10 protein-coding genes are annotated in these 7001 nt (G+C 62.4%); 4 read left to right on the top strand and 6 right to left on the bottom strand.

The window, feature by feature from the left end; translation table 11 throughout:
• Together rpoD and CWO89_RS38465 are read left to right on the top strand one after the other, a co-directional pair.
• Window positions 1–1417, top strand: a 1417-nt coding sequence (gene rpoD / locus CWO89_RS38460) for an RNA polymerase sigma factor RpoD (RefSeq protein WP_130583557.1), incomplete at its 5' end; no start/stop codon positions are given.
• Between the two features lie 7 nt (window positions 1418–1424).
• Complete coding sequence (locus CWO89_RS38465; RefSeq protein WP_130583558.1) at window positions 1425–1805, top strand: thiol-disulfide oxidoreductase DCC family protein; 381 nt, start codon at window positions 1425–1427, stop codon at window positions 1803–1805.
• A 106-nt stretch (window positions 1806–1911) separates the two neighbouring features.
• On the opposite strand, the gene CWO89_RS38470 is transcribed toward CWO89_RS38465, so the two are convergent.
• Window positions 1912–2148, bottom strand: coding sequence for a hypothetical protein (locus tag CWO89_RS38470; protein ID WP_028168455.1), 237 nt, complete (start codon window positions 2146–2148; stop codon window positions 1912–1914).
• A 230-nt stretch (window positions 2149–2378) separates the two neighbouring features.
• Here CWO89_RS38470 and CWO89_RS38475 point away from each other — a divergent pair, with 230 nt between their 5' ends.
• Complete coding sequence (locus CWO89_RS38475) at window positions 2379–2852, top strand: hypothetical protein (protein WP_130583559.1); 474 nt, start codon at window positions 2379–2381, stop codon at window positions 2850–2852.
• 121 nt (window positions 2853–2973) lie between these two features.
• On the opposite strand, the gene CWO89_RS38480 is transcribed toward CWO89_RS38475, so the two are convergent.
• The 5 genes from CWO89_RS38480 to CWO89_RS38500 form a co-directional block, all read right to left on the bottom strand.
• Window positions 2974–3345 carry a hypothetical protein gene (locus CWO89_RS38480; RefSeq protein ID WP_394569858.1) on the bottom strand — a complete coding sequence of 124 codons (372 nt, stop codon included), beginning with the start codon at window positions 3343–3345 and terminating at the stop codon, window positions 2974–2976.
• 157 nt (window positions 3346–3502) lie between these two features.
• Window positions 3503–4075 carry a histidine phosphatase family protein gene (locus CWO89_RS38485; RefSeq protein ID WP_130583560.1) on the bottom strand — a complete coding sequence of 191 codons (573 nt, stop codon included), beginning with the start codon at window positions 4073–4075 and terminating at the stop codon, window positions 3503–3505.
• Between the two features lie 13 nt (window positions 4076–4088).
• Window positions 4089–4577, bottom strand: a complete 489-nt coding sequence (locus CWO89_RS38490; RefSeq protein ID WP_130583561.1) for a hypothetical protein — start codon at window positions 4575–4577, stop codon at window positions 4089–4091.
• Window positions 4578–4583: 6 nt separating this feature from the next.
• On the bottom strand, window positions 4584–4940 hold the full coding sequence (locus tag CWO89_RS38495) for a DUF6152 family protein (RefSeq protein ID WP_130583562.1): 357 nt from the start codon (window positions 4938–4940) through the stop codon (window positions 4584–4586).
• Between the two features lie 250 nt (window positions 4941–5190).
• On the bottom strand, window positions 5191–5757 hold the full coding sequence (locus CWO89_RS38500; RefSeq protein ID WP_130583563.1) for a hypothetical protein: 567 nt from the start codon (window positions 5755–5757) through the stop codon (window positions 5191–5193).
• Window positions 5758–5938: 181 nt separating this feature from the next.
• Between CWO89_RS38500 and CWO89_RS38505 the strand changes: the two genes are divergently transcribed.
• Window positions 5939–6754 carry a lytic murein transglycosylase gene (locus tag CWO89_RS38505; RefSeq protein ID WP_130583564.1) on the top strand — a complete coding sequence of 272 codons (816 nt, stop codon included), beginning with the start codon at window positions 5939–5941 and terminating at the stop codon, window positions 6752–6754.
• Window positions 6755–7001 lie beyond the last annotated feature (247 nt).

The raw sequence follows: 7001 nt of genomic DNA on the forward strand, positions 1-7001 counted from the left end.
CGCGCCGGCCCATGTCGCACCGCCGGCCGCGCCGCCGTCGCCGACCCCGTTCCGATCGGCGCCCGCCGGCGGCGAGCCTGATACCGAGGAGAAGGATCCGGGCGAGGCCGCCGCCGAAGCCGACATGGACGACGACGAGTTCGAGAACCAGATGTCGCTCGCGGCGATCGAGGCCGAGCTGAAGCCAAGGGTGGTCGAGACCTTCGACAAGATCGCGTCCGAGTACAAGAAGCTGCGGCGTCTTCAGGAACAGGATATTGCCAACCAGTTGCAGAGCGAGTCGCTCTCGCCCTCGCAGGAGCGCAAGTACAAGAAGCTGAAGGACGAGATCATCGTCGAGGTGAAGTCGCTGCGCCTGAACCAGGCGCGCATCGATTCGCTCGTCGAGCAGCTCTACGACATCAACAAGCGGCTGGTCTCGTTCGAGGGCCGGATGATGCGGCTTGCCGACAGCCACGGCGTCGCGCGCGAGGATTTCCTGCGCAACTACCAGGGCTCGGAGCTCGATCCGCGCTGGCTCAACCGTGTCTCGAAACTCTCCGCCAAGGGCTGGAAGAATTTCGTCCACCACGAGAAGGACCGCATCAAGGATCTGCGCCACGACATCCAACAGCTCGCAGCGCTCACCGGCCTCGAGATCGTCGAGTTCCGCAAGATCGTGCACGGTGTGCAGAAGGGCGAGCGCGAAGCGCGCCAGGCCAAGAAGGAGATGGTGGAAGCCAACCTCCGCCTCGTGATCTCGATCGCGAAGAAATACACCAACCGCGGCCTGCAGTTCCTCGACCTGATCCAGGAAGGCAACATCGGCCTGATGAAGGCGGTCGACAAGTTCGAATACCGTCGCGGCTACAAGTTCTCGACCTATGCCACCTGGTGGATCCGGCAGGCGATCACGCGCTCGATCGCCGACCAAGCCCGCACCATCCGTATCCCCGTGCACATGATCGAGACCATCAACAAGATCGTGCGCACCTCGCGCCAGATGCTGAACGAGATCGGCCGCGAGCCGACCCCGGAAGAGCTCGCCGAAAAGCTCGGCATGCCCCTGGAGAAGGTGCGTAAGGTCCTGAAGATCGCGAAAGAGCCGTTGTCGCTCGAGACTCCGGTCGGCGACGAAGAGGATTCACACCTCGGCGATTTCATCGAGGACAAGAACGCGATCCTCCCGATCGACGCCGCGATCCAGTCGAACCTGCGCGAGACCACCACCCGCGTGCTCGCCTCGCTCACCCCGCGCGAAGAACGCGTGCTCCGCATGCGCTTCGGCATCGGCATGAACACCGACCACACCCTGGAAGAAGTCGGCCAGCAGTTCTCGGTGACCAGAGAGCGCATCCGCCAGATCGAAGCGAAGGCGCTGCGCAAGCTGAAGCATCCGTCAAGGAGCCGCAAGCTGCGGTCGTTCCTCGATAACTGACCAAGCCATGACGGCGCAGCGCCTTGTTGTCTGGTACAACACGCGCTGCCCCGTTTGCGACGCCGGCATCGACTGGCAACGCAACAAGCTTCTTGCCGCCGTTCGCGCCGGCACCATCTCCTTCAAGGACATCAACGAACAACCGGATGCGCTCGCAAGCTACGGCGCGTCCGTCGATGACGTGCGCCGCCGCCTGCATGCGACCGACGAAGCCGGCCTCCTGATCGTCGGCGCTGACGTCGCGATCGCGATCTGGCGGCTCACTCCGGGCGAAGGCTGGCTCGCGACGCTGCTCGGCAATCGCGCAATATTGCCGGTGACACGGTTTGCCTATGATCGCTTCGCGGACGTGCTGTTCGCCTGGAACAAGCGGAACGGACGCTGGTGAACGCCGACGATTGCTTTTCTATGGAATAGCGATCCGAATGTTCTCGATCATCCCCACCGCATTACCTTGCTTCGTAAGGTCATTGGGATGATCGACGGGCGGCGGCCTACTTCTTCTTCACCCCGACCCGCTCGATTTTCTTGATCGCGAGCGGCGGCCGGCCGGATTTCTCGGCGATCTCGCGGTCCTGCTCGAGGATGTAGCCGCGCGCCGGTTCGTCGCCGTCGAGGCCGCCAAGCAACTCGGCGGGCACGCGCCGGTTGGAGCGTTGCGAGCCGTCTTCATAGAAGACATTGAAAAAGGCGAACTCGCCTTTGGGATTGGTCCCGGGTTTCTTGGCCATGGCGGCTTGTCGTCGATCAGGGCACCGCTGTCAAAGAAATTAACGGCCTTCCCGCGGTTGTCTGCTCTGCGCAAACAACGCGGGCTTCGCCGAAGTGCTTCCGAGCTCGCAATCCGGATCCAGCGGTAACCACGTTTCGATATTTCCCCGCAAACCTCGTCGCGGTTACCAACCGTCAGGAATTACGGCCTTTGCTCCTCGTCACATCAGCATGGTGACGAGAGATGGTTATGCCTGTCGGACGATACATCGCCTGGGTTGGCGCATCGCTTCTTGCGTTGTTGTACATCGCTGACTGGTGCGCGCCGCAATCGTTAACCGAGGCGGCGGGTGAGCCGGTCGAGCGGCCGGCCATCCGGATTGCTTCGCTCGAGCGGCCACCCGAACTTGTCGTCATGGACACCAGCCTGCCCACCATTGTGCCGCCGCCGACGCTGGCCGAAGCTGTGCCGCCAAGCGAACCGCCGCCGGTGCGCGCGGTCGCCGAAGCGCCTCCGCCTCCGCCGGCGGTCGAGATCGAGAAAAAGACCAAGAAGGTGGTCAAACGGCAGGCGCCGAAGGTCGCGGCGGTCCAGCCGCCATTACCGCTGGCTCCCGCGGTCGCGCCTGCCAGCCCGGCGCCGCCGGCCGCTCCGGAGATCAAATTGTCCTTCGCGGATATCATGTCCGGGCAACTGGTGAAGAACCTGTTCAACCTGCATTGAAGTCGAGGCTAATCCTGCAAGCCTGGTAGCCCGGGTGGAGCGAAGCGCAACCCGGGACGGCTGCGTCAATACTCACCGGCGGTCCCGGGTTACGCTGGCGCTCCACCCGGGCTACGGCGCTCTAGCTGCCGGACGCCGCTTTGCCCTGGGTTGGCGCCATGGCGGCGACCGTCTGCGCCACGAGTTGGCCGCGCCCGCGTCGCGGGCCGCCGTCGGTCTGCTGCTGTCCCATCGCCATGATCGCCGTGCCCATCGCGCTCGAGCCCAGCGTGACGATGAAGCCGAACAAGAGCAGCCCGAGCGCAACGCCAGGGCTGTCATCGGCCAGGATCAGGTCACGCAGGTGGCCGGGATTGAGCAGCAGCAGGCCGCCGACGAGCAGCACCGCAACCAAGACACCGACGGCGAGATTGATCGCAAGCAGCCGAAATAGCGGCGCTCGGAAAACAAGAGACTGGCGCGGCGAGGGCGCCTCTTCCTGCATGTCGCTCATGACGAAATCCTATCGCATTTTCCAGGCGACAGGGACGGCGGCTCAGCCGACAAACCGGCGAATTGAAAAGCCGGAGCCCGGTTCTGACTCATAACCGGCATGGCTCCAGCTTCGTTCCTAAGTCGGGCCCGATCGCGCTTGGCGCATCCACGATGCGTCAATCGAGAATCAGGCGACCCACGGGCTTGCTGCCGCCACCCTCGCTTCGGACCACGACAATCTCGCCGCTCGCCGGCGAAACGCCCGTGAGTGCCCGAATATTTGCGCCATGCGTCACGACAAGCAGGATTCCGCTCCCGGTCCATTTGTCGATGACCGCGCGTGCCCCGGCGGTCAGAGCTGCGGTTTGATCGCTGAGCACCACCACGTTGCCGAATGCGGGCTCGACTTCGATCGGCCCCAATTCCAGCAGCGTTGCAGTGTCAATGCAGCGGCACCAGGGCGAAGAGAGGATTTTCTCGACCGCAATCCCTTCCGACCTGAGCCGCGCACCGATCCTTGCGGCGTCCGCGCGGCCTTTGCTGCTGAGATTGCGCTGCGTGCCGCAGTCATCAATCCTGAACCCGGGCGGGTCGCCTGCGCCACCCGGCGCATCGGCATGCCGCATCAGGGCAACATGCCGGCCTGCGCGCAGCGCGGTCCAGGCCTCAGCTTCGTCGGAGCTCGCGATATCAGGCGCGGCGCAGAGGGTGAGGAGGATTGTGAAAATGGCAAGGCGGATGCGATCCATGGGGCGAAGCCTGTCAAAAATACGCTATAAGACGCCCGGCGCAGACGGCGCCGATCCACAGTACAAGCGACAGCAGCGCAGTGACCTTTGCGCCACCGGACGCTTCGCCTCCCCAGAGCGAAACTTGTCGCCACGGGCCGGAATGCGCGATCACGACATTGACCAGCGCGGCCACGATCAGAAACAGCTTGGCCTGGAACGCAGGATTGCGCACCACATGCGCCGCGTCGGCGCTGAACAGCAGGAAACCCATACCGATCGCGAGAAGAAAACCGACGCGTGACAAAGGCAGCAGCAATTGTGCCATCGGCTGGATCGGAATCGCGCGTCCCAAGCCGAGCAACCTGACATCGAGGGCCAGGATCGATCCCACCAGCACAACGAAGCCGAGGATGTGCAGGATCTCGACCGCGGGATAAAGCGCGGGTGAGTTGCGCATCAGATGCCCGAGCGCGCTTTCCTGCAAGGCCAGGAAGATCGGCGGGGCCGGATGCTGCTCCACGCTGGCCTACCGCAATTCGAAGCGTTTGCCGTCGAGAATGATGTATTCGATCCGGGCCTCGTCCGGATTGCTGGTGTGGGGATAGCCGAACACGGTGCAGGTCTTGCCCGGCGCGATAAGGTCCGGCGTGATTCCGCGATTTTGCATGCGCGAGGGCGGCGCCAGCACGAAGTGCCAGTGCTTGCCGCCAACCTCCATCTCGATCTCGCAGTGCGGATTCTGGAATGCAGATTTCAGGATTTCGCCGGTGACGGTGAACGCCTTGGAGGTGTCGTAACCGCCCCAACCATGATGGGCCATTGCCGCTGCCGGACTAACGGCAGCCGCCAGCGACAGGAAGAAACGACGGGTGATTGATCTCATAAGCCGCCTCCGCAATGAAGGGCAACACCGAGCCGCGCCGCATCCATATAACGCGGTTCGCGCGACCGCTCAAACGTGCACGGGCGCGTAAGGTGCCGTAGTACGCCGAGGAAACGCCAACCGCGCGCGCCAAGCCGCGCGGCAAAAGGTCTCGTTGGCATTTTGACGGAGGTGAGTTTCGCGGGCATGATCTCGCGTTAAAGGCGTTCGCCGAAGAACGCCGCCTCCTGACCGGCCAACCGTGCACTTGCTAGAATTTCCACGGGGAGAAGAATCTGCCCGTGGGCTGGGTTACGCTATTTGCTCCACCAGCTATGCCGCTCCTTAAGATATCCTTGCTGACGGTCTGGCACGGCTTGATGAGTTCCAGAATTTTGTCCGGCGGCTGATTGGCCTTTTGGGCCTCCGCAACAGCGGCGGATAGATTCGAGCAATATTCCAGCGTCTGCTGCTTTTGGGAGGAAGTTATGTCTTGAGCGAAGGCCGTTGTTGTCAGGGACAGGCTGACGCGTTGTGAGGCTCCCGCCCCGAGCCCGTTTGCGCCAGCAGCCACGCAGAAGATAACCAGCGAGTTGAGCACATAGAACACGGCCTTCTGGAGCAGATTTCGCGTTGTCACCAGGACAAGCAATCCAAACACAAAGCTCAGGCCGAGACCGACCCACGCGCGTGGCATCGAGAAATTCACGGTCAGTGCATTCGTGATCATCATCGTCAGCGCACCCGCGACGCCCGGCGTCAACATCGCTTCCGGCGTGAGAAATTGTGACAGCGGATTGCTCGCAGGGGAATTATTTTGAGAATCTGAGTTGCTCATCCTTATCTCCAAAAATCGGCTTAAAGTAATATGTCCCTAACGTAAGCGATCTCCATAAAAAATGCTACCAGAAGTCGTGTCGGCGACTCACGGGAAGGTCGCTCGCCGCGGGCCACATAGGATGCTAGAACCCCGATCGGTGCGGTTACGCGCCATCTTTTTTGGAGGAAAATGCCGAACCATGCGCTACATCCGCGTTGTCGTCCTTGTAATCGTCCTTGGCATTCCCTCCATCTCTGCCCCCGCCTATGCCGCCCGCTGCGGCGGTGACTTCCATGCTTTCATTGCCGGCATTTCGCAGGAAGCGGCCTCGGCCGGCATCTCGCAAAACGTGATCTCGCAGGGGCTCGATGGCGTGCAGCAGGATGCGGGCGTGCTTGCCTTCGACCGGCGCCAGCGTGGCACGTTCCGCAAGAGCTTTCAGCAATATGTCGCGACCCGCGTCGGGCCCGGGCGGATCAACACGGGGCGCGCAATGCTACAGCGTCATGCGGCGCTGCTTGCGAGCATCGAACAGAAGTACGGCGTGCCGCGCCAGATCCTGGTCGCGATCTGGGGATTGGAGACCGATTTCGGCAAGGGCGACATGGGCAAGCTGCCGGTGTTCCGCGTGCTCGCCACGCTCGCGCATGATTGCCGCCGCACCGAGCTGTTCCAGAACGAACTGCTCTCGGCGCTGCAGATCGTGCAGCGCGGCGATCTCCGCCTCAACGACATGATCGGCGCCTATGCCGGCGAGATCGGCCAGACCCAATTCCTGCCGTCGTCCTACATCAAATACGGCGTCGATTTCGACGGCAACGGCCATGTCGATCTGCGCCATAGCGTGCCCGACGTGCTCGCCTCCACCGCGAACCTCCTGCACACCAACGGCTTCACGATGGGCGCATCCTACGAGGAAGGCAGCGCCAATTTCGAAGCGATGCGCGAATGGAACAGAGCGGTCGTGTACCGCAAGACCATCGGCTATTTCGCCGACCAACTCATGGGCCGTTGACGCCGTAGGGTGGGCAAAGCGCAGCTTCGTAGGGTGGGTTAGCGAAGCGTAACCCACCGCTTTTCGCGCGCATGGCCACCGGCGTCATTGCGAGCGCAGCGAAGCAATCCACGTCTCCACAAGCGGCGCTATGGATTGCTTCGCTGCGCTCGCAATGACGATGTGGCTACCTTGCATGCGACAAATCAACCCGACGGGCAAATCACCGAAAGTCTGTCGAGCCCTGTAGCGAAAAACATTCCGCTTT

It is taken from the genome of Bradyrhizobium sp. Leo170 (assembly GCF_004296405.1).
Lineage (GTDB): Bacteria > Pseudomonadota > Alphaproteobacteria > Rhizobiales > Xanthobacteraceae > Bradyrhizobium.